Below are 23,512 nucleotides of genomic sequence, written 5' to 3'. Positions count from 1 at the left end.
TTTGAAACAATCACGCTCCGACATAATACTGCGCCTGTGCATTCCACAGTTCAGCGTATTTCCCGCCCCGGTCGGTTATAAGTTCGTCATGGGAGCCGCGTTGAATGAGACGACCCTCGTGAAACACGGCAATGTCGTGACAGAACTTACAGGACGAGAGCCTATGGGAGACGAATATTGCTGTCTTTTTGCTGATTAACTCATTAAATCGGGAATAGATCTCGAACTCCGCTATGGGGTCCAGTGCCGCCGTTGGCTCGTCAAGTACCACAAAAGGCGCGTTTTTATACAGCGCTCGTGCCAATGCAACCTTCTGCGCTTCGCCTCCTGAAATCTCAACGCCGTCGTCTGAAAAATCCTTATGCAAGAAAGTATCTAGCCCACCAGGCATATTGTTTAACTTCGTGCCAAACCCAGCCATAATGAGTGATTCCTCCGCCAATTCTGCATCAAAGCTCTCGGAAGCGGCAACGTTATGGCCGAGTGAGAAGGAATAGAGCTTAAAATCTTGAAACACGACACTGAACACGCCCATATAGGCCGAATAGTCGTACGCCCTAATGTCGATGCCGTTTAAAGTGATTACACCCTCTGTAGGTTCATAAAGCCGGCAAAGGAGCTTAATCATGGTCGTCTTGCCGCTGCCATTCAACCCTACAATTGCAAGCCGCTGGCCGATATTAAACTTCATGCTAAGGTGCTTAATGGCATAGTTGTCGGCGCCGGGATACCTAAACGACACGTCACGGAACTCAAACTCCAGATCCGCTTGCGGGATTGGTCTGTTTCCTTTGTTCTCTCGCATGTTGTCCGGCAGGTCAAGATAATCGAAGATTTGGCCGAGATACTGATTGTTTGTAATAAAGTTGCCCAGAACCGAAACAAGCTTGGCCAGCGCGCCGACAGCGCCGGAAACCGCGCCGATATACTGAACCACGCTGCCTAAAGGATACATGCCATATAACGCACGCAGACCGATAAAGAGATAGACGCAGCCCCCTAGCACGGCGTTCACAGCCGCTGCCAATGCGTTGTTCCTACCGAATAAGTCGAAAATTCTATACCAAAACTCCGCTCCGACAGATTTATTATAGTGTTCCTCGATCGCTGACGCCTGTTTATAAAGGCGAATATCCTTGGCGGCATTCTTTGCCTGCATATACTCGTTAAAAAAATGCACATAGGTGTTTGACTTCGGGTTTTCCTCAAACACCGTTTTCTGGATCCTCTCCTCCCTCTTCTTGAGCACGTACGTAAAGGGCAGGATAAGCAGGATGAGAATGATCAGCAGCACGGTAGCAAACGGAGAGGTTATAAACGTCTTCTCGTAAGAAGATACAGCCGTAAACATGCCGAAGAACAGTACGATAGACGCGATTAGTTCAAACAGCGGCTGCAACAGTTCCGGCAAGCTGTAGTGCAGGCGAAGAATGCCAAGTCCGTTGCCGTTTGTCTTCGCTTCAATATCCGCTAACTTTTCATTATTCATCGTATCTTCCACTTGATCGTAATTAAGCTGCATGTACCGATTGCCCAGGAAGAAGTAGAAACGCGCCCACAGGGTACTGTTTAAAGTCGTAATCCGGCGAGAGACCGCGGCATTTGCAGCTGACAAAACAAATGCAAGCCCTACTGCAAGCGCGGCGTACAGGATAATGCGACTTGTGTCGCGCGCGCCGGCCAACTCGTTAATGATCTGTGCAGACAGGAAAAGTATCATTAACGGCTGCACAGCGTTAATAAAAGAGGTGACGAAAGTAAGTGGAATATAGGTCGGCGTAAGGCGATTTACAATCCCGTATCCACAGCGCAGGTTATGCCAGATAGAGCGCGTTTTCATTCTCTGAAACCTCCCCGTCCTTGTAGTAGTGGGACTGGACGTTAAACATCTCCGCATATTTCCCGCCATGTCTCATAAGCTCGTCGTGCGTGCCGCACTCGGCGATGCCCCCGCCGTCAATGAACAGAATTCTGTCGCAAAAACGCGTGCTTGCCAGTCTGTGGGAGATGTAAATGGAGGTTTTACCGGCAGTCAGCTCGGCGTAACGCTGATAGATTTCGTTCTCCGCGATAGGATCAAGCGCAGCAGTCGGCTCATCCAGGATAATAACCGGCGCGTCTTTATAAAGTGCGCGCGCCAGCGCCAGCTTCTGCTGCTCACCGCCTGAGAGCTCAATTGCATCGTTGTGTACGCGACGCACAAGAAGCGTCGACTCCCCTTTATCAAGCCCGTTAACTTTATCCATAAGACCGGACATTTCCAGGCATTTCTTTACCTTCTCGTAATCCGTCTTTTCAGGCGATTGTTGAGATATATTTCCGGCAATATCGCAGCAGAACAGATGGATATCTTGAAATACCGTCGAAAAGAGCGAAAAGAATTCATCTCTGTTATAACGCGCGATGTCGACGCCTCCGAGCGTAATCTCGCCGGTTGTCGGCTTATAGAGCCCGCATAACAGCTTGATAAACGTCGTCTTGCCTGCACCGTTCCCCCCGACAATGGCAATGCGCTCCCCCGGCTTAATAGCAAGATCTATGCCGGTAAGGGTCGGTTTGTTTGCCTCCGGATAAGTATATCCGACGTTTCTAAGCGTAATCGCGGGAGGCAGCATTTCTCCGGACGGCAGCTCATTGCCGGCGCCGGTGTTAGAAATATCCGGGACGTCAAGATAATCGCGAATATCGGACATTTCACTTAAAGCGCGCATAAGCTCGCTTGAACTTCTCAATATGCCGGATAACCAGCCAGCAAACGCACCAATGGCGGCAAACACGAGCACGAAATTGCCCAAGGTCATCTTGTCGTTTATCAGCAAATAAATGAGAAACGCGTATGCTGCACCGTCACGCAGGAGGCTGAGCGCTGCATCCGAAAGCTGAGCCTTCATATCGCCTGTCGCTACCTCTCGTTCTTTCTTGGTGCTAGCAACGAGTACGTTATGAAAAATGCCGTTGATTAAGCTGCCTAGGTCATATAGGCGTATGTCCTTGCCGCCTGACGGCTCTTTTGATACTTTCTGGATATACCACAGCTTGCCATGAAGCTTGGACCGCTCCTCACGCGTATCCTTCTCAATCTTGCGGGCGCGCGAGAGCGCCAGCCAATTGATTCCGGCTGAAACAGCCAGAAAGAGAATAATGAGAGGATGTACCGTTACAATAATCATCCCGTATGCAAGAAAACCTAATACGTTCATTAAGAGATGTGACAAGTTGCGCGGTACGTTGGAGGCGGGAGAGTGGTTGCTTTGCATGGCGCGCCATGCTTTTTCCCCCAGCTTGGCGTATCCGGGGCTCTCTAGCACCTCGAAGTCCATATTAAGATGCTTATTCATCGTAGTTTGAAGGTGTTTCAATATGCTGATTGTACCGACAGATTCATTGGTAATGAGGTCTGCATAGCTCTTCGCACTGCTCAGCAAGGCCAGAAGAAGCGCCATAGCGCCAACTGACAATATAAACCTGCCTGGCGTGACACCTGCTGTAATATTGTCGATGACAATTTTGGGCATAAGAATACTTACAAATGGCAGACCGACACCAACTAGCACCGAGATGACACAACAAATCAGCGTAAATGGCCTTGCCCGCCAGTGCAACCGCATGGCATAAATGATGTTTGACCAAGCGGAGTACGCTGCTCCTTTCTCAGTTGACACTCTAAATCCCCCTTATAATCGTTATAATTAATCGTGCAACATCGTAAAGTGCGATGCCGGAATCAGCATAGCACACCCGCGAATGACAACCTATCAAGCATTAGTTGAAATTGCAGGCTTTGGAAGATTCAATTAACGGTAGAATTGGCCACCGTTTGAAATTGATTCCACTAATTTCTTCAAAATAACCCCTTTTTCCTGCCCGTTAATGTAATGAAGCCGCCGATCGTTCCGGCGGCTTCATCAAAGATGTTCCATACCAGAAGAACCAAAGACTTTCTCACTCCTAGGGGCAGGACCGAATGGGTTGACTCTGGATTATAAATGGACTACTACATCAGCGATTTTACATACAAATTTCTCGTTACTAACTGGCAGAATTATTGCTGCACCTGTCTCTTGGAGTATCTTAATATATTACTGTTATACCCGCTCAGTATGTACTCTTGAGTTATATTTCTTATAAGGATTTTCTGCCACTCCCTCACCAATGTATCAAGAGATACTTTTTAATCGTTCATTAGTTGCTGGTATCCCATCTATTGTTATTTGAGATTTGGTTTCTGATATCAAGTTCTGAGAAAACAAGTGGTCTTTTCCTGCGAGCAGAAAACTAAGTAACCATCCTCCTGAACCAATCGAGCCCGCTAATCCATATATTTTGCCCGACTCTATGCCCGTGGTCAGCATAACACCTGAAGAAGCTGCCGACCATTTCGGCTTTCTTGGCACCATTGCGTCATTCGACATCACAAGCTTGTACAATACTGCGCAAGCGAGTCTGGCAACACGGGAGCTTCTGGGCTGGAAGCCGATGCACCCCGGACTGATCGCCGATCTCGAAGAAGAGCATTATTTTGCATAAAAAAGGAGGGTGAACCAAACGCCCTTAAATGGCTGCTTGGAACACCCCCATATAATTACATCCAGGTTGAGCTAGTTAACCAAATTGGATGGCAACATTTTCTCTCCGCAGCGGCTGCATGCTCGTTGCTCCTCAGGCAACTTTTGTCTCATGTCTTTGACAATCTGTATTGCGCCATGCTGTGGATTCATCTTCAGCGTCATTTTTTAAACGCTCTGCTATATTTAACGAATCTACAGAGAAGGTTATTGATATCATTCTGATGTGCTGCACTGCTTTATATAACGTGTTGCCGAGTTCATGTTCATTATTTACAAAAAAAAGAAACTGTCCCAGCTCAGCGAGTGCTGTGCCGGGACAGTTTCTCCGGGCTGCCGCGCGTTACGTATTCGCTTTGCCCGCATAGACGTTGATGTGGTCAACATACGCGATTTTGCCTTTGGCGACTTTGAGTGGGCCAACGAATTTCAGTTCGTATGCTTTGGATGGATGGTAAACATAGATTTTGTCCGTGCTTGTGAATCGAACTTCCTTCGGCGCGCCAAGCGTTTTGATAACGGACGTGAAGGTCAGCGATTTTATTCCCCCAGTCCGATCGATGGACGTCCCAAAATTGCGCAAATCGTAGATGATACCGGATTTATTAACGCCGAAGCCGTATGCACCTTTTCCCATACCGAAATTGTATAATTCGTAATGGTTGCCTTTCAGGTCACCGCCTACATCCGGTTCGCCCCATTTGTAATGAACGGCGGAGATCGGCGTTTTGCCCGCGATGGCGTTTAATCCTGGGATTTTTCCTACGCTCGCAAGCTTGTAGATGCTCTTAATATAGTCCTTCTGCGCGTTCGTACTAGCGCTAGCGCTCGCTTCTGCAGCGTGGACATTCGAATGAGAGATTGCCGTCATGGAGCTTACCGCGATCAATGCGGTCAAAGCCAGCTTAGCTGCTAATTTATGCGAGTGTTTTGATTTGTTCAACATATAGTATTTCACCTCTTATTTTAATTGGAGACAAGGGATGTTTTGCTTACAACCTCATATTACACAGCCCAGCCTCGAAAGGAATAACAGAACGGTAACTAAACAGTTACAAGAAGGAAAAGGTAACGAAAGATTTCGACTTGTTGATGACAAAAGATGATGTTTCCTGCTGTGTGATGAGCTCCGCCAGGCGTTATTATGCGGTTAATGCATGCAAAAGGGGCTAGACTCGCTGCTTGATTTATTACTATTTTGTTTGAATGGCCGGCCAAAGCCAAGCAGCAGATCTGCCACACTCGTACTATATCAACTCATGGAATAACCGTACACGTCCAAAGATGTTGTTTTCGAGCAATCCAAATCAAGACCTAAAATTGCAGATTAAGATTTCAAACAAAACTTCAGCCATGACAGCGATTCGTCTCCAATATTCTTAAATCCTTGGTTCAACCCGTTAGAGTAATAAAAGGCTGCCGGATCAAATTGTCGGCAGCCTCGTTGTATTTTATTCAGCTAATGTGCTTTCCAAACATCATGTTTTGGGCTTGGCAAGTCTAAGGTATCCTCTCGTCTCTATCGCCATTTATGCTTCCTCCACTATCGTTAATACTTCGAAGTTGCGTTATTCCCGTTAATTTTGCGGCAAGATCGCTTACACCTTTACAGCAGCCAGTTCCCAACACCGTTTCGGCTTGCCGTAACGGTGTAGATCCGTCTCTCTGATCGCTTCAATTCCCCAATCTGCAAACAGCTTGCGCAAATCGGCCTCGTCGAAAAACCGTTTACGCCGATCATCATGCTCATAATAGTTCGGCTCCAGCTCAACCCCAAGTCCGGCGCCATAGTGAACGTCCCCCACCGAGTTAAAGCGAGCCAGTAAAACGCCCCGCGGCTTCAGTACCCGGGCGATATCGTTTATGATATTAACGGTATCTTGCCAAGCAAAATAATGGAGCGATAAGTCGGCCACGACCGCTCCGGCGCTTCCGTCTGCAAACGGTAAGCCTGCAATCATATCAACCAACTTCGTCTCAGCTTCCGGGATGTGTTCGGCGATGCTGCTTAGCGCCTTTTCCGAGAAGTCGCAAGCTATAACGCGGTAACCGCGCTCCGTCAAATAGAGCGTATCACAGCCGTAACCGCATCCTAGATCGATAATGACGTCCTTTCTTGCTCCTGCCAAAAAGTGTTCATAGGCATCGAGCCATAAGTCGTAGACCGGCTTGCCGAGGTATAACTTGTTATACACTTGATTCCAATGCTCTTGATTCGACACACTCGAACGTTTCGTCATCATACGAGCTCCTTGTCCTATCATTTATTGATCTTCATTCAACTTTGGGCGTTTTTTTGTTGTATACTCTACCACAACTGCTATTTCGTATTTCAACTATGTTTATTTTACAACTCCATTACAACTTGGAGATTAGTTCATAACACGGCTCGATTATAGTTGGTATGTAGCTTTGAAGCACCAAAAATATCGGAGGTATTGAAGAATGAAAAAAAATTTGCCACTGCAGAATAATATCGTGCCGGCAATTCTGTCATTCCTTTCGAGGTTAGATTGGGTAATTATGAGGTCGTAAGTCAACTGTCGCTTGTCTCAAAAAAAATAAGAGGTGAATTTCTATTATGTTGAACAAATCGAAACAAATGTATAAAATAGCCGCCAAGCTGGCATTGACCGGATTGATCGCGGTAGGTTCGATGACGGCAATCTCCCAGTCGAATGTCCACGCGGCAGCAGCCAGCGCTAGTACGAACGCACAGTATAGCTATATTAAAAGCATCTACAAGCTCGCGAGCGCAGGGAAAATCCCGGGCTTAAACGCCATCTCAGGCAAAACGCCGATCTCCACCATTCATAAAAACTGGGGCGAACCGGATGTAGGCGGTGACCTGAAAGGCAACCATTACGAAATGTACAATCTCGGCATGGGAAAAGGCGCATTCGGCTTTGGCGTCAATAAATCCGGCGTCATTTACGATTTGCGCAATTATGGGACGTCCGTCGATCGAACGGGGGGCATTAAATCGCTGACCTTCGCGTCCGTCATTAAAACGCTTGGCAAGCCGAAGGAAGTCCGCTTCTACGGCGCGGACAAAATCTATGTTTACCATCCATCCAAAGCATACGAATTGAAATTCGTTGGTCCAAGCGAAGTTGCCAAAGGCAAAATTGCGCATATTGACCACATCAATGTCTATGCGGGTAAAGCGAATAAGTAAGGCAAGGCAACGCAAAAAACCGATCAAGCTAGACACAAGGGTTTTATTCAGCTCGTTAGTTGAGAAACGGCAGTAGCCGGATTGCTGCCGTTTCTTTTTTGATCTATTGTGCCCTTTCGTATTAAGAGGTCACCAGATTTTCTGGTCGACCTCTTTTTTATATGGTCGTAAGAAAGCGGTTGCCATGGATCGAACGAATTTGCCCTTGTCGAAGATCTAAATCAAACTTCGCTTCAAACTCTGAGATAAGTAGTTCCCCGTTAGCTTAACGCTATTGTTTGACGTGTTGAGGGAAGGAAACGGTTTTAGTTGCAATATCCAACATGCGGGTCCGTATATCATTTTTTGAAATGAAAATTGTTTTTCCGTTTCGGTCGAAACAATAGGCAATGGGGATGGATACATTACTACCTCTAAATGAGCCATTAGCGTGGCTTGCCCCAATAATCATCGCTTTATATGTGACAGCTATCTTTTTTGCTTCATTTATCCATTCATCGAATTGTTCTTCGCTGAACATTCCCACACCGATAGGATGAACAATCACGTCAATTCCACTGGCATCTTCGTTCTTCACACCTTGTTTGACCAATTCATCACAAAGTATGTGTCCTATCTTGCATCCCTCTACCGACTTAAAAGTCGTTTGGCTGTACTTAATTCGGTCGAGAACGACTTCGCCTGAGCGGTCAATAATGATAGCCCTATCTTTCGGACTTTCGCTTAGCCTTCTATACCCTCCAATAAGTATCTTGTTATGTTTCTTTGCTAAAGTACGTGCTTGTTCCACATTTTCATTCAAATAACCTTCCGGGAAGATTACCGCATCAGCGGAAGAATTAATTTGGAGTTCGTTTTCAAGTTGCGCGATGTTCTGCTCAAGTTTTGGTTGGATGATTAGAAAATTCATATTAACCCCCACAAGTTATTCTCAACAGCGTATATCACTACTTCAACAACTTTGAATAAGTCTCCTGTTTTATTTAAGTAATCTGCCCGTTATTTGAGAAAACGGCAACCAACATACCGGCTGCCAGTGTCTTCGTATTTATCGTGCTAACGCATCCTGTAAGTTCATTTCAGAGGTCCTAGTTTTGAAGCATTAAAATATTTATCATTTACTTTTACTGCAATTACTTCATTAGGGTCTGTTCCTTTTATTTCGTAAAGTATGCTTCCTGTTGGTAAGTCATTTGAGTCTCCATTTTTCTTCGGCATAGGGGTTGTTCGCCTTTCGACCTTTCCAATCTCCTTACCGATTTTCTCAATGGAAACCTCCTCAATAGAGAGTCCATAAAGGATATTATTCCAGGCAACGGCACTTGGATAACTACTTGATGAGTTTGACTCCTTATTATGTCCACTACAACCTGATGCCAGGAATAACACGAGCAAAACAAAAAATATCATCCTCATACATTCATTCCCTCCATTAGCAATCCATTTGGAATATCTTCTTTATTTAGACGCTTAAGTTTACTCCTTTGTTACGGAAAACTGCTCGTTACCGTAATGAAGTCTGCATTACATCATTCTCATTTCTATGCTAGTTAAACCAAAAGTTATAAAACTCTTCTGTAAACCAAAAGAGAGATATGTCAAAAAGAAACAAGAACATTCCACGCGACAGAGCGAAAAAAAACGTCCCGGCGCAGCACTTGCTGAGCTTGGACGGTTTTTTGTATACCTTATTCTCAGAACACCTCTTACGGTTAGATTATCGTTCCTCGTTAATTGAAAGTTAACTAATCAGCTTGAGGCAGATAATAATTATTTTCTAATAATTAAATGACGAAGACATAGACTCATTACTTATTTCCAAACCGCTCAGTAACCTGCCCGTTACTTCAATAAAAAAAACAGCAGCTGATTTCTTATCCAGCTGCCGTCATGTTCTGTTGAGCTATTGTGCCCGTTAGCTTAATTACAAGCATGTAGATCAAATATTCATTAACGATATTTGTCGGACTAACTCATTCCCTTTATTAAAAAAGCTATATCATTCGAAGTTAGCCATAGTATTGTCCCGAGATATTGAACATAAACCCCTATCCTTATATTCGGACCTTCCGAGAAATGGGCACTTTTAATAATGGATAACTGAACCGATCTGCGATTAGTTGCTATCCCTTTCGAATCTCAAATGTTCTCGATATTTGAAAGGACTCATTCGTTCCAACGATTTGAAAAGCCTACTGAAGTACGCTGCATCCGAATATCCTACCTCCTTGGAGATTTGATAAATCTTTAACTGCGTTACTCCTAAAAGCAGCTTCGCATGCTCCATTCGTATGCGATTCAGATGCTGAGTAAAAGTCATGCCTGTCTCCGTCGTAAATAACGCGCTTAAATAGTTGGGACTGATGTCGAGTGATTCCGCGAGCGAACCAAGGGATAAATCCTTATTAGCGTATTCTGTCTCAAGCCGCGTCATCGCAAGACGGATAATTCGGTTCACGAAATCAATCTTTTTATAACAGGAGACCTTATCCCGCTGAGAAACTGAGAATGCCCTCAGGCTTTGCTCATACATAGAACGAACTTCCCGCAAGTCCGAGGTAATGCCTCCAAAGCTTAAATGGAGATTCGGGTCCAAATGCTGAATCAGATTCTTTTCCGCTTCCATAATTTTCTTTTCTATAGGGGGTACCGAGATTTGATTAGAGAACACAACAGCGGTCATCTGTAGTTCATCGACGATTACGACAATTCCCAAGGGCGACAAATCTTCCTTTAACATCAACTTCGCGGACGACCGATGCTCTTTCTCCCAGTATAGAAAATCCTTCCTGGCAAGTGAACAAATACTGATCCAGCGATAGGGAGGGAGCAAAGGCTCATAGAGGCTCGGGGCTGTTGTGCCAAGCGGCTCATAGAACAAATTTTGTACACGCCTTTCCAACAACGTTTGTTCTCGCATCATAACCGCTCCGAGCATCGTTTTCCTTTCTATATCATTAAACTCCCTACTCTCAAACCCGTTTTCACCGATAATTAACATCTCGCTCAGTACGATTATCAGTCTTAGAACAGTCGCCTGAATCTTGGCACGACGATGCAACGAAGAGGGTTCAGTCGGGCTTGAGGCTTCTACAATAAGGTCGTCAAGCAGGGGTCTAATCCGTATTGTAAAGTCAGAATCCTTGTCTTGCAGAATGTTGGTTAAACGATATAAAGGCTCTATAATAAAATGATCGTCAATATTTAAATGAAGGCAGAAATAAGTCATGCCGCCAGCCTCTTCCGATTTGCTGGTATGTCGCCATCCTGGCGGAATAAGCAGCAAATCCCCTGAACCCTGTACATATTCCCTATCACCGATCCGTGACACTTGAGTGCCTTCTATGACCAAATTAAGTTCTAAGAGTGGATGCTCGTGTTCCGGGAAAGACCAGCCTTGTCGGACTTTACGCCAATGAATGCCATAAATTTGGAAGGAAAAATGAAGATCGGACATTGCGTACAACTCGACACTATGTTCTCTTCCATGATCCAACGGCTCAGCCATCGAAACTGCCTCCTCTAAACTTAGTTGACTGACTGAACTTAGTTTAGCGGATATTCATGAAATGCACAAATCAGAATCAGCTTCATGAGCGAAGCGGAAACCTACCCGATCTAATAGATTATGGGCATCATTAAGAAGAATGACTCTGCCCGAATACTATCGATATCCGGAACATCCGCCCTAGAATCGGATTCGTAATCATTGCGCTGCTCATATGTAAGTCCCTCTCTCTTCCCATAATTTATTGTCATCAATTTCCGATAAAAAAGATCACAGCTCTTACAGCTGTGATCTTTCACTTCAAACGGCTTATCGCAATTGAATAATGATGGGATTTGAATCCGATTTATCGAAAAATAAGCTGGGAGAAATGATACAAATCATTTTTCCATACTGGCCAATCGTGACCGCCGCTCTCCTCATACCATAGGTGAGGAACATGGAGCTCTGCCAAATACGTATGTGTTCTGTCGCTCACATGTTTCAGTTCATCCAGAATGCCGCACGACAACCAAAGCAACCTGAGTTTTGCTGTCGTCTCCTCCGGTTGCGGGATAAGCAGTTCGGCAGCTTTCGTATTTGGCGCGGGAGAGAAAGCCCCAACCCACACAAATTGATTGGGATTACTCAATCCAATATTCAAGGATTGCCCTCCACCCATGGATAGGCCGGCTAATGCCCGGTTCCCAGAACCTGTTAGAACCGGGTAGTGCGACTCCACAAAAGGAATCAAGTCATGAATCAAATCAGCTTCAAAAGTCTCGAATGCTTTTATTTTATCGGCATCAAAAACATTCCCCTCTGCCCTATCATTCGGCATGGCACGGCCGTTCGGCAGAACAACGATCATAGGAGCAAGCTTACTTTCCGCATATAAATTATCCAGGATCACCTGCGGAGCGGCATGATTATACCATTCCAGCTCATCCCCTCCAATCCCATGCAAGAGATACAAGACGTTATACTTCGTTTCATCGATATATCCTGGAGGCGTGTAGATCATACATTTACGTTTGTTGCCAACAGTGCTGGATTCATATTCGACAGTTGCCATTTTTCCGTGAGGAACATCATCCCTGTACTGGTCATAACCAGACGGAGCCGATTCAAGATACATGTATTCTCTTCCCCTTTCTAAACAAAAAGGCCATCCAGCATACGCTAGTTGACCGAGTATATCTTACATCTGTATGGTGCTGCTACTCCTTCACGCCACCGAGCTGCAAGCCATGCACGAAATACTTTTGCAGGAACGGATATACAACGAGAATCGGCAAGGATGCGACGATCGTGATGGCCCCCCGAATCGATATCGGGGTCACCATGTTGAGCGTGACTTGATTCCCATTGGCTACAGCCGGGTTGCTATTCGAAAGCGATGCGGAAGACAGCAGCTTCATCAGTTCGTACTGCAGCGTACTCAAGTTCAGCTTGGAGGACGCATAGAGGAACGTATCGAACCAAGAATTCCACTGGCCGACTGCGACGAACAGCGCAACCGTAGCGAGAACCGGTTGGCAGAGCGGCAGGATGATCGCGAAGAGCGTCCGGAAATCTCCCGCTCCGTCCACCTTGGCCGATTCGATAAGCCCCTCCGGCAGCGTCTGAATATAGGTCCGAATGACAATCATATTAAAGGCGCTGATCAAGCCTGGAACGATATAGACCGCAAAATGATTTAGCAGATGCAAGTCCTTGATCAAGAAGTAGTTCGGTATAAGTCCTGCATTAAAATACATCGTCAGTACGACAATGATCGTTATCGGCTGGCGAAACACATATTCCTTACGGCTAATTGTATAGGCCAGCATCGAGGTCAGAAACAGGCTGAGAACCGTAGCGATGAGCGTTCTTGCCACCGATACCCAGAAGGCGTGATAGATCGTTCCGCCTGCGAATACAGCGTTGTAGTTTTGCCAGGTCCAAATCCGAGGCCATAGATAGATGCCTCCGCGGAGCGTATCGTTACCAGCGTTAAACGAGACGGCTATCGTATTCAGAAAAGGATATAGCGTGATGATCCCAAGCGCAATCATGACGATGGCGTTGAACGTTTGGAAGACAACCGGCTCCAGCCTAAGCGTTCTCGATCTCATCGGTATGCCCTCCTCATATTAATCGATCTTCGCCGAAGCGTTTAGCGATCGAATTGGCAGCGAAAATCAGCGTTACGCTGACCACTGTTTTAAAGATGCCGGCGGCGGTTGCCAGCGAATAGTTGCCGATCTGTATGCCGTATTTCAGTACGAATATATCGATGGTCTGCGACCAGTCGACGACGACGCCGTTACCAAGAAAGTATTGCACTTCAAATCCAGCGTCCATAATCCATCCGAGATTCATGATCACCAAAATAATGACGATCGATTTGATTCCCGGCAGCGTGATGTTAAGCATCTTACGATATCGGTTCGCCCCGTCGATCTCCGCTGCTTCATAAAGAGAGGGGTCGATGGACGTAATAGCCGCCAAGTAAATAATGGTATTCCATCCTATTTCCTTCCACACATGAGAAGCGCCTACAATCCCCCAGAAGTAGTGAGGTTTGCTGAGCCACATGATCGGTTCATGAATAAACCCGAGCTTCATGAGCACAACGTTGATGATGCCGCCGTCCACGGAGAGCGCACTCGCAACGAGGCCTGTTACGATAATCCATGATAGAAAGTGCGGAAGATAAGAAATCGTCTGTATCGCACGCTTGTACAGCTTGGTCTTGATTTCATTAAGCAAAATGGCGAACACAATCGCCGTGACGAAGCCGAGCACAAGATTGATGAAGCTCATTGCAATTGTGTTGCGAAGCACGAGCAGAAACGTATCGTCTCTGAAAAGGAATTTGAACTGTTTTAAACCGACCCATTCCTGCTGGGAAAAAGATAACGCCGGCTTAAAATTCTGAAAGGCCTGCATCCAGCCCCAAAGGGGGTAGTAGAAAAATAAAAAGACGTAAAGCAGTATAGGCAGCGACATCAGCATCAACTGCTTCTGGCCGCGCATCCGCTTCATAAGGGATGACTTCGGTCCGGCCATCACCGCAGCCGTCTTGGATGTAGCGGCTTTCGGGGCGCTTGCCATCGTTCTCTCCTCCTATCTAGCTTCCCAAGGCAGAAGGAAAGCATCGACGGTTCGCCGATGCTTTCCGCAGCCTATCGGTTCTTCGGTTAATTGCTGGACCAGTTCTGGGTCCGCCACTGAATTTGCGAGTTGATCCGATCTTCGTATGCCTTTACGTTGATCTTCTTGTAAGCACTCACATACTGATCCCAGACGGAGTCGAAATTATCCGACATAATGGCCATCGGCAAATACTTAAGTGTAGCATCCGTCATTTGCTTGTTAGCTACCGATGCGTCAGAGCCGTCGATCAGATCGATATTCCAGGCTGGATAAGCGACCGGATTCTCCGGAGCAGGTGTAAAGAACTCCGTCCAAGTCTTATGGTGGTAGGTGTCTAAGATCTCTTTATCCTGCGGCTTAAGCGAGGCGTAGAACTCGTCGGGCTGAGTTCCCGCTCCTGTAGCGTTTCCGTCACTGAATGTGCCTTCCATCTTCGGCGCGTAACCGTAGAATGCATCGGCTTTATTGGCCAGCTTCCAAGTCGGATCATTCTGCTGATCGCGTTCTTCCTGCGTACGGCTGAATTTACCGTTCGCGTCCACTTCGTAGTCGACGCCTTTTTCACCCCACGACAGCGTCTTCTGCCAGTCTTCAGTCATCAACGCGTCGAGGAACTTGATGATGCGCACGGGATCCTTCGCATCCTTGCTGATGCCAAAGCCGTTGTTCAAGTTGAGAACGGGACGGTCCAGGTAGTGGTCCGTAACACCATCGTAGGTCAGAGGGAAGCCAACATACGTTTCTCCTATCTTATTCTGTGCGACCAGCTCATTTTCGCCATCCTGGAAGTTCCAGTGTTGGTCGAACATACCGAGCACGCGACCAGTAGAGATCTTAGCTATATACTGGTCATAGTTTTGGACGAAGGCTTCTTTGTCCATCAAGCCTTGGTTATAAATTTCGTTAAGCTTTTTGTAATACGTCTTCGAGATATCTTGAGTAGCAAATACGGAGGCGACTCCGTTGTCGACCACGACTCCGCCGTCGTTTGCATGGCCGCTCAGGTGCTCCGGCGCGTTGGTCAGCGGGAACGTCCGCCAATCATACGCAAGAGTCGTAAACCCGATTGTCGGCTGACCGTCGCTCGTCTTCGGATGCTTCCCTGCGTAATCGCTTATCAGTTTAAAATAATCGTCCAGCGTCTTAGGTGTCGGGTAGCCCGCTTCTTTGAGCACATCCTTCTGAATCCAGAAAGCTGGGCCTGAATAATTGGTTGCAAGAAAATCCCCGGTGTAGGCGCCATAGTTCGGCAGCCAATAAATATGGCCGTCGCTGGAATCCTTCATCTGGTTCAAATACTTCGCATAATGCTCCTTCAAGTGCTGCCCGTATTTGTCGATCAGATCCTCTAGCGGAATGACCGCTTTTGCCGTTACCAGCTTCGGATCAGCGGTAATAAGATCCGGATATTGGCCGCCTGCGATCATAACGCCCAGCTTCTGCTGCAGATCCCCGACCAGGAATTCCATGTTCAGCTTCACGCCGAGCTCATCCTGCATCTTTTTGTAAATCCGATTGTCCGCTGTCGGCTGCTGGTTCGGAGAGCCGATGAAAGCTGAGATCGTAATCGGTTTCAAATCGTCGGATACCGTTGAATTGCTATCGGCATTTGCCGAACTAGATGCCGGATCCGTCGTCCCTTGATTCACAGCAGAATTGCTGTTGTTATTTCCGCCGCAGCCGGCAAGCGCGAGACTAAGCGCAATCCCAAGCGACAACGAGCCCCACAGGTTCTTTCTTTTCCCAACCCCCATGTATTGCTCCTCCTCTTAATTCGGTTCGTCTTGCTTCTTCCATTATGGAGAAATGTATGCGTTTGCAACATAATCAGATTTAAGTTCTATGCCCCCATAATTTAAGCTGTACTCCGAAGGCTGCGGGATAAACGAAATTAGTTGGTGAAATGAAGTCTAAAATCGGTCGGTTTCATTCCAAGCCGCTTTTCGAATTGTTTCAGAAAATGCTGATAGCCCCGATAGCCGAGCGCTTCGGCGATCACGCACGAGGCATCGTCCGTATCCTGGAGTAGCCGCTTCGCGTTCTCAATACGAAGATCATGAATAAAGTCAAGAATGCCTATACCGTATTTGCGTGAGAACGACTGACCTAAATGGACAGGGTTTATATAGAATCTTTCCGCAAGCTCTTTGATCGTGAACGTCTCCTTATAATGTTGGCGCAAGAAATCAGCCACTTTTGCCGGAGTGCCGCCGCTATGCCTCTCCCATAGTTCGTGTATGGCAGCTTGGCATTTCAGGCAGAAGGCAATCAACGTCTCTATCGATTTCTGCAGATGCTTGCCGTGTTCGACATCGGAGATGGAATCCCATAACCTGTGCATTTCATCGGGGTCTCCGCCTAGCTGCTTGAAAAGAGAAGCGCAGCCTAGCATTACCTGAGTCTCAAAAATGCGAACCAGCTCTGGCTCAGCCATTCGCTCCGCGAACGTGCGGAATACTTCCCTAATCATGGCGGTAAGATCGTCCGGACGGCCAGTCTCCATTGCCTCAACGATGGCGTCTGCTGCCCTCAGTTCCCTTGGATCAAAAGACAGCTTTTTCCCCTGCAGTTTCGCATAATGAACGATGGCAGTACCACCGAAAAAATGAAACCGCATGGCTTCGATGGCGCTATGGTAGGATCTAAGTAGATTGTCCAGACCGATGACATCGCAGCCGACTGCCATTTCGATTCGGCCGGATGTTGGGATTCGCATAGCTGCATACAGACGTTCAGCGAATGCAGTAACGGCGTTACCATCTGATTGATCCAATCCGAGTGCGAGTCCAAACGTGTATCCCATCTTATCAATCAAGTAACAGCGGCCGTTGTCTTCAGCTATCCGCAAGGCGACTTCGCGGGCGCTGCCCGAAGCTTCGGCATCTGTCCACACATGCACATACGTCCAATGGGACGCTTGGTTGGCGAGATGCATCATCGTCAGCATCACTTCCTGCCGATCGGCCTCCTCGCCACCGAAGAGAATCATGGACAACGCTTGCCTAACGGCATAACGATCCGCGCTGGTACGAATGAGCCGATGCCGTTCCCGCTCGCAAAGTTCATTCTGTATTCGTTCCAGCACTTCATCCGCCTCAGCCTCAATGATCGGCTTGGTCAAGTAATGCTTGACTCCTAAATTCATCGCCTGTCTTGCGTAATCGAAATCATCGTATCCGCTTGCTATAATAAAGAGTGTGGAACGGTTTCCCGCGCGACGCGTCTCCTCAATGAGTTCAAGCCCGCTCAGTACCGGCATGCGAATGTCGGTAACGACTAGGTCGGGCGGGTCTAAACGAATGTGCTCGATCGCTTCTTCGCCGTTTCGGCACAACCGTTCGATCTGAAACCCCCACTTTTCCCAATTGACCATCAGCTTTAGCCCTTCGAGGGCGAGCGGTTCGTCATCGGCCAGCAGCACTTTGTACATATTCACACTTCCTTCTTTATTTCATCGATCGCTTCAAGCCGTGAGAGCGGAATGTGAAAACCTACCTCAGTCCCTTTTTCCGGATCGCTGCTGAATCGAAACCGGACACTCTCGTTGTAATACAGCTCCAATCGCCGGTAGACGTTTCGTATCCCAATATGACCGTCCATCCCTTTATCAGACCGCACGTTCTCCATCAGATGACGCAGCTTCGCTTCGTCCATACCGACGCCGTTGTCGATGACATTAATCTCCAACGTTCGCTCTTTCAGTTGCGCAGTCACCTTGATCGTACGGTCGCTCTTACGGGCCTGCAGCCCGTGCTTACATGCATTCTCGACTAGCGTTTGAATACTCATTCGCGGAACATACAGCGGAAGGGCCTTAGGATCAATGTCGAAGGAATACTCGAGCAGGTCACCGAAACGGAAAGTCTCAATCTGCAGGTACATGGTCGTCAGTTCCAGCTCCTCCCGAAGCGGAACGAGGTCTTCCGCCCGGCTGAGCAGCTGCCGCATGAGTAGAGACAAGTTTTTAATAATTTTTGTCACGTCGGAATACCCGTTCCTCGTGCAGACGACCAGTATCCCATTGAGCGTATTAAACAGGAAATGCGGGTTCATCTGGTTCTGCAGCATGGATAGCTCGGTGCGCACCCGTTCCAGCTCAAGGTTTTTCTGCTGGATTTCCAGCTTGTAGACATCGTTGATGAGTGAAGTAATCTTTCCAGTCATGACGTTGAAGGTCCGGATAAGGCTTCCTATCTCGTCGCGCCCTTCCTGGATGTCGAGCAGATCAAACCTTTCATTTCGAAATTTTTCCATATGTCTTGACAGCTTTTTCACCCGATAATGGTATGACCGAAGGATGATGAAAATAAGCAAGGATGGAACCACCATGCTAATAATCGCAAGCCATATAATGGAACGGCGGGCGTTATCCAGCAAACGATCAATATGCCGGGTATCAGCGATTCCGACTAACTTCCACCCCTTCACGTAGTTGTAATTCCCAATCGCTTCCTCCATCGAATACTCGGACCTTGTGGGAGTGTCTGAGAGTGTCGGACTCTGAACAAGCGAACGCTCAGAAACTTCGATTCCGGTGCTGGCAGCAACAACCTGGTTCCGATCGTCAACAAGCTTTAGTTGCAGACTACCGAGTTCGCGGTTCAGAATGCTATCCATCTTATCGACGTTCAAAACGATTTGCACATATTTAGAATATTTTGAATATTGAGGGAAGTTGTTCATCTTGCTGACGACGCTGATCCGTTTCACCGGATGGAAGCCTTTCTCATCATAAGCGACAACCACAGTGTCCCCGTTTGATTGGCTTAATCGATCCTGCCACGGAAGATCCTCAGGAACGTTGCGGACCACGTGATAGTTCGCACCTGTCTGTATGGTGCTGTTATTGGTATAAATGCGAACTTCTAAAATATTCGGAAACATGTAGAGGTTCAGCTTATCCCGCAGAAAGTCGTCATATTCTTCATAGTAGTCGACCGGCGACATATACGAATGATCGAGTGCCTTGTAGATCGAATCATCGCCGGCGAGCGAACGGCTGAGAGCGACGCTCTCGTCTATCATGCCTAGCAGTTCGCCTGATGCTCGCTCGATCGACTTGCGCAAGTTATCCTTTTCTCGAATTTTAATATCGGCAGAATTCTGCTGATAAAAAAAGATGTTGATTGTTAGGATAGGAACAAACACACATAACAAATAAATGAGCAGAAACTTGTATTTAAGAGGGATGTCGTTGACTGTACGTAGAACCACAGGTTGCCTTCGCATTCAGATCACCCTTGCCGCTTGTATTTATAAAATGAAGGCAATTCTCCCGAAAGCGCTTTAAATTTAGTGGTGAAGTACTCGGTATCGTGATAACCGAGTTCCGATGCAATCTCAGACACCAACATATCCGTTCTGCGAAGCATTTTGCAGGCTTCATCGATCCGAAGGCGATGGATATAATCGTGGAAGCTATACCCTGTCTCCCGTTTGAACTGTTGTCCGAAATAAGCCGGTTTAAGATGGAACCGATCCGCCAGCTCCTGAAGTCGGATTTTCCCACGGAAATGCTGCTTTAAGTAGTCGATTGCTTCCGTAATGGCATTGCCATTCATCTGGGCTGACATTGCTTTCACAGTGAACTGCTCAGTCGCCATCATAGACAGCCGCTTTAGATAGTTGCCTGTCCATGAAGCTTTGTCGGCTGATTCTGTTCCTCCCAACAATTGATGCAGCCAATCAGGTACGTCATTCGGTTTCGCTCCCAGTTCTGTGTATCGACGAAGCAGCTCGCCGCGAATATGACGAACGGTGGTCTTCATCCAGCCTTCCTGAGCTCCCGTCTTGTCGAACAGTCTGATTAGTCCATCCACGGTTCGGTCGATGCCTTGCAGATCGTGGGATTCAATCGAATGAAGCAGTTCCCCCACATACGCTCTCATCTCCTCCAAACACCATTGGTTGGTAACCTTTCGTTCTCGGTATCTATGTATGCCTACATAAGGCCCAAGCAGCGCACGGCTTCTAATCTCCATTGCCTGCCGGTACAGATTCGGTACATTGGTAAGTCCGATTGCAGTGTCGCTACAGTATATTGCCAGCTCTTGAAGCGGCCATCCGTTCTTGGCGATCACTTCCTTCAATCGGACCTCGAATTGTTCCTCGTTCAGTACGTTATCAATAATAAGCAGACCTGCTAGGCCCGGGGACTCCTCAAATACCCAAGCCTGCCCTCCTTCAATGAATAATGCCTCCATGAGTGTTTTCATCTGAACAATAAAGGGGCATCTGCCAGACTCAGATTCGTCGCTTGCACCGATTGAATCGGCCAATAGTAGGCGGAAGCGTGTTCGTTCGTCCACACCAAGCAGCTGCGCAGCCATATCGACAGCCGCTGGACCTCCATTGCCGAGCAAGCTGACTATAGCGTCAGCGGCGGCGTCTGCCTGCACCTTGCGGGTAGACGCCGCCGTCTGCCTCCAATCCTCCAGTGAAACGGCCATATCGAGCAGGAGGCTGTGAATTTCCTCCGTCAGAAGAGGCTTTAACATGTAACGGTCTACCTGATAGCGAAGTGCCTTTTGGGCATAGGCGAACTCAGAATAACCGCTTACAATTATAGTTTTGGCGCTGTGACCCATATCTTTCATCGCCCGAATCAGCCCAATTCCGTCGAGAACGGGCATCCGGATGTCGGTTATGACAAGTTCCGGATCGCAAGCACGAATGGATGCAAGCGCTTCCTCACCGTCAGTCGCCGTACCGCACAATTCGTAACCGCAGGCTTGCCAGTCCACCATCGTTTTCCAGCCTTCCAGCATCAATGGTTCGTCGTCCACTACAAGGACCTTATACATCCTTTTATCACCTGCCGCTTCTGATTAGCTCAATTCAACCTAAGTATGCCAATCGCTCACAAAAGCGACAATGTATTGGTTTATTATTTCTTGGATTATTTTACGCTAAGGTTTTCAGTTCACCGCCGAGCAATTCCAAATGATCACTGCTCTTGCTCTCATTCTATAAATCAGTAGAAGCACAGTCCACTGTTCTAACCCATTCATTTATTTTGATGCAAAAAAACGGATCCAGGTCTTCATGATTTGGATCCGTTAGTAGCTCTTTCATTTCATGTAGTGATATTCAAGAAGATTCTTGAGATTTGAGATTTTCTGCAGCAGCTTCTCCCCGACATTGGTTTCCCTCACCAGCTTCCGCTCCAGTTCTTTGTCCACCAGTCTTTTTACAGACAATACGTCCGTTCCATTACATAACACATCTTCTTTTGAAATAAATTTCTGATGGGCAACTAGCTGCATGCCAAAGGAATTATACAACAAGGTATATCCGGCGATGCCCGTTGTGGATTGATAGGCTTTGGAAAAACCGCCGTCAATGACAACCAATTTCCCGTTTGCTTTAACGGGGTTCTCTCCACGAATTTCTTTAACTGGCGTGTGGCCGTTTATGATATGTCCATGATCCGGATTCATATCAAACTCGAGTAGGATTTTCCGGCAGATCTCCTCATTTTCACGTAAATGGTAATAAGGGTTCTTTCTCTCCTTATAGGTTTCTTTATCTTTGATAAAGTACCGTTCAAAGGAAGTCATTTCTCTCTTTCCAAAAAGCGAGGAACATTCCCCTGTCCAGATGTACCATACCATATCCGTAGCCAGATCTTCCGTCTCTTCCGGATGCGCAAAGGCGTAACGCAAGTAATATTCAAAAACATCGAGTAGCTGACGGCCCGAATACGTCTTGTCTTCAATCCGCATTTCTTCCATGTTTCCTTCTTCATCCAAAGGAATACAGCCGTGAAATAACAAATTCCCATTATATTTCAAATAAAGGCTGCCCTTTTTCATAAGAAAATTCATATGTCTGGCCAGCTTTTCGGAATGCTGAACGGAGAATAGCAGCTTTTCCATCACCTGCTGCTCTTCCTCCAGCAATTGTTCAGGACGCTGCGGATTTACGGTTGCGAAACAGGTGTTTTCCAGCGGATAAGTTTTTCCGCCGATCTTAATTTCTGTTTTGTCGTAATCGATCTGCTCAAGCAAAAGCCTTTTAGACATATTAAAGTATGGGCGTCTTTTGATAATCGGGATTTCAAGCTTGAACTGAATCATGGCAATGGCTTGATGAATTTTGGTAATCTGCAGGATTTCCTGCTCCGAACCGTTATGGCCGGACTGTAGCTTCGGTCTAAACGCTGGATTGTCATCATAGTATTTCTCCGCCAAATTCAGCAGTGGACGAAGATTGATCCCATATACGTCTTCGATGATGTCCAGATTGTCGTATCTGGCACAGATCCGGATAATATTCGCAAGGCAGACCAGGGAACCCGCGTAAGCGCCTATCCACAGGACATCATGGTTCCCCCACTGAATGTCTACAGAATGGTAGTTGATCAGCGTGTCCATAATTTTATCGGGGTCAGGCCCGCGGTCATAGATATCTCCCACCACATGAAGATGGTCTACCACCAATCGCTGGGTCGTATAAGCAAGGCCGATAATGAGCTTGTCTGCCTGGCCCAAGGAAATAATTTGCCGGTATATTTCCTCATAATAAGGGTCCTTATTGTTGGTCGAATCCGTCTTATATAGAAGCTCTTCCACAATGTATACAAACTGCTCCGGCAGCGCTTTACGCAATTTCGAGCGCGTATATTTGGAAGAGGCATAAGAAACGAGTTTAAGCATGTGTTCAATCGTTTGTCTGTACCATCGGTTTAATGCATGTTTATTGCAAAGGTCTCCTTTAACCAACTGTATTTTCTCTTCCGGATAATAAACTAACGCAATAAAATCATTGATTTCATGATCCGTCCAAACCTCACGGAATAAGGCTTTGATTTTATCTTTCACGGTACCCGAACCGTTTCTTAGTACATGCTGAAAAGCCTGGAACTCCCCATGCAAATCACTGACAAAATGCTCAGTTCCCTTGGGAAGATTGGAGATCGCTTCAAGGTTGATGATTTCTGTAACCACTTTTTCTTCCGTATCATATTTCTTGGCCAATAAATCTAGAAACTGCGCATCCAAAACAGATGTCCCCCTTCAAGAAATATGCTGTTGATCATTGGAATCGGAATCATGATGATTTTTGATTCCGATGGAGTAGTTTACCATTTTCCCGATTGAAGTATTCGGCCCATTTAGCGTAGCTCCAGAGGTGCAACCA

At 46.8% G+C, this 23,512-nt stretch carries 17 protein-coding genes; 2 read left to right on the top strand and 15 right to left on the bottom strand.

Features of this window, described 5'->3' with window-relative positions; all coding sequences use genetic code 11:
• Positions 1 to 10 precede the first annotated feature (10 nt).
• Both AC6ESO_RS12585 and AC6ESO_RS12580 read right to left on the bottom strand, forming a co-directional pair.
• Complete coding sequence (locus AC6ESO_RS12585; protein ID WP_497091598.1) at positions 11 to 1,840, bottom strand: ABC transporter ATP-binding protein; 1,830 nt, start codon at positions 1,838 to 1,840, stop codon at positions 11 to 13.
• A complete protein-coding gene (locus tag AC6ESO_RS12580; RefSeq protein ID WP_497091597.1) occupies positions 1,815 to 3,662 on the bottom strand; it encodes an ABC transporter ATP-binding protein in 1,848 nt (615 codons plus the stop codon). The genes AC6ESO_RS12585 and AC6ESO_RS12580 overlap by 26 nt, the downstream gene beginning before the upstream one ends.
• Before the next feature lie 679 nt (positions 3,663 to 4,341).
• Between AC6ESO_RS12580 and AC6ESO_RS12575 the strand changes: the two genes are divergently transcribed.
• Complete coding sequence (locus tag AC6ESO_RS12575) at positions 4,342 to 4,527, top strand: hypothetical protein (RefSeq protein ID WP_497091596.1); 186 nt, start codon at positions 4,342 to 4,344, stop codon at positions 4,525 to 4,527.
• Positions 4,528 to 4,908: 381 nt separating this feature from the next.
• On the opposite strand, the gene AC6ESO_RS12570 is transcribed toward AC6ESO_RS12575, so the two are convergent.
• Together AC6ESO_RS12570 and AC6ESO_RS12565 are read right to left on the bottom strand one after the other, a co-directional pair.
• A complete protein-coding gene (locus AC6ESO_RS12570; protein ID WP_497091595.1) occupies positions 4,909 to 5,511 on the bottom strand; it encodes a YjgB family protein in 603 nt (200 codons plus the stop codon).
• Positions 5,512 to 6,163: 652 nt separating this feature from the next.
• Positions 6,164 to 6,808: a class I SAM-dependent methyltransferase gene (locus AC6ESO_RS12565; RefSeq protein ID WP_497091594.1), complete on the bottom strand. Its 645-nt coding sequence runs from the start codon at positions 6,806 to 6,808 to the stop codon at positions 6,164 to 6,166.
• A gap of 338 nt (positions 6,809 to 7,146) precedes the next feature.
• On the opposite strand from AC6ESO_RS12565, the gene AC6ESO_RS12560 reads away from it, so the two are divergent.
• A complete protein-coding gene (locus AC6ESO_RS12560; protein WP_497091593.1) occupies positions 7,147 to 7,743 on the top strand; it encodes a YjgB family protein in 597 nt (198 codons plus the stop codon).
• A gap of 271 nt (positions 7,744 to 8,014) precedes the next feature.
• Here AC6ESO_RS12560 and AC6ESO_RS12555 read toward each other — a convergent pair whose 3' ends face one another.
• The 11 genes from AC6ESO_RS12555 to AC6ESO_RS12505 all read right to left on the bottom strand — a co-directional run bounded on the left by AC6ESO_RS12555 (position 8,015) and on the right by AC6ESO_RS12505 (position 23,373).
• A complete protein-coding gene (locus AC6ESO_RS12555; protein ID WP_497091592.1) occupies positions 8,015 to 8,653 on the bottom strand; it encodes a hypothetical protein in 639 nt (212 codons plus the stop codon).
• Positions 8,654 to 8,817: 164 nt separating this feature from the next.
• On the bottom strand, positions 8,818 to 9,159 hold the full coding sequence (locus tag AC6ESO_RS12550; RefSeq protein WP_497091591.1) for a hypothetical protein: 342 nt from the start codon (positions 9,157 to 9,159) through the stop codon (positions 8,818 to 8,820).
• Between the two features lie 700 nt (positions 9,160 to 9,859).
• The gene (locus AC6ESO_RS12545) at positions 9,860 to 11,251 is read right to left on the bottom strand and encodes an AraC family transcriptional regulator (protein ID WP_497091590.1); all 1,392 of its coding nucleotides are present in this window, start codon (positions 11,249 to 11,251) and stop codon (positions 9,860 to 9,862) included.
• Between the two features lie 346 nt (positions 11,252 to 11,597).
• A complete protein-coding gene (locus AC6ESO_RS12540) occupies positions 11,598 to 12,368 on the bottom strand; it encodes an alpha/beta hydrolase (RefSeq protein ID WP_497091589.1) in 771 nt (256 codons plus the stop codon).
• An 82-nt stretch (positions 12,369 to 12,450) separates the two neighbouring features.
• Positions 12,451 to 13,347: a carbohydrate ABC transporter permease gene (locus tag AC6ESO_RS12535; RefSeq protein ID WP_497091588.1), complete on the bottom strand. Its 897-nt coding sequence runs from the start codon at positions 13,345 to 13,347 to the stop codon at positions 12,451 to 12,453.
• 13 nt (positions 13,348 to 13,360) lie between these two features.
• Complete coding sequence (locus AC6ESO_RS12530; protein ID WP_497091649.1) at positions 13,361 to 14,284, bottom strand: ABC transporter permease; 924 nt, start codon at positions 14,282 to 14,284, stop codon at positions 13,361 to 13,363.
• Positions 14,285 to 14,415: 131 nt separating this feature from the next.
• Positions 14,416 to 16,125, bottom strand: coding sequence for a type 2 periplasmic-binding domain-containing protein (locus tag AC6ESO_RS12525; protein WP_497091587.1), 1,710 nt, complete (start codon positions 16,123 to 16,125; stop codon positions 14,416 to 14,418).
• A 137-nt stretch (positions 16,126 to 16,262) separates the two neighbouring features.
• Complete coding sequence (locus tag AC6ESO_RS12520) at positions 16,263 to 17,801, bottom strand: response regulator (protein WP_497091586.1); 1,539 nt, start codon at positions 17,799 to 17,801, stop codon at positions 16,263 to 16,265.
• Between the two features lie 2 nt (positions 17,802 to 17,803).
• A complete protein-coding gene (locus AC6ESO_RS12515) occupies positions 17,804 to 19,600 on the bottom strand; it encodes a sensor histidine kinase (RefSeq protein ID WP_497091585.1) in 1,797 nt (598 codons plus the stop codon).
• Between the two features lie 5 nt (positions 19,601 to 19,605).
• A complete protein-coding gene (locus tag AC6ESO_RS12510) occupies positions 19,606 to 21,174 on the bottom strand; it encodes a response regulator (protein WP_497091584.1) in 1,569 nt (522 codons plus the stop codon).
• Positions 21,175 to 21,441: 267 nt separating this feature from the next.
• Complete coding sequence (locus AC6ESO_RS12505; protein WP_497091583.1) at positions 21,442 to 23,373, bottom strand: fructose-1,6-bisphosphatase; 1,932 nt, start codon at positions 23,371 to 23,373, stop codon at positions 21,442 to 21,444.
• Positions 23,374 to 23,512: the final 139 nt, after the last annotated feature.

The organism is Paenibacillus rhizoryzae (assembly GCF_059686995.1).
The sequence above is the reverse complement of the archived record's forward strand: the minus strand, read 5'-3'. Positions and strand labels throughout refer to the sequence as shown.